The organism is Sphingomonas sp. 10B4 (assembly GCF_035019905.1).
GTDB lineage: Bacteria > Pseudomonadota > Alphaproteobacteria > Sphingomonadales > Sphingomonadaceae > Sphingomonas > Sphingomonas glacialis.
On sequence record NZ_JASJVC010000211.1, the window covers coordinates 1 to 389 of the forward strand.

At 64.0% G+C, this 389-nt stretch carries 1 pseudogene; it reads left to right on the top strand.

Going from position 1 to position 389, the window contains the following annotated elements:
• Positions 1 to 389, top strand: a pseudogene (locus tag QN347_RS19505) (hypothetical protein); the annotation flags it as partial.

A 389-nucleotide genomic window follows, 5' to 3' on the forward strand; every position in this document is an offset into this window, starting at 1 on the left:
AGATGTGTATAAGAGACAGGCCGACCTTCAACCGCGGCGTGGCGGACCATCAATATCTGTTCGTCAACGGGCGGCCGGTGAAGGATCGGCTGCTGATCGGCGCGATTCGCGGGGCGTATGCCGAGATGATGCCGCGCGACCGGCATGCTGTGGTGGCGCTGTTTCTCGACGTTCCGCCCGACGCGGTCGATGTCAACGTCCATCCGGCGAAGACCGAGGTGCGGTTTCGTGATCCGGCGATGGTGCGCGGACTGATCGTCAGTGGCTTGCGGCGGGCCTTGGACGAGGCGGGACATCGCAGCCAGTCGGCCCCCGAAAGCGCGCTAGCTGCCTGGACGCAAGAGCAAAGCCCTTCCCCTGTCTCTTATACACATCTGACGCTGCCGACG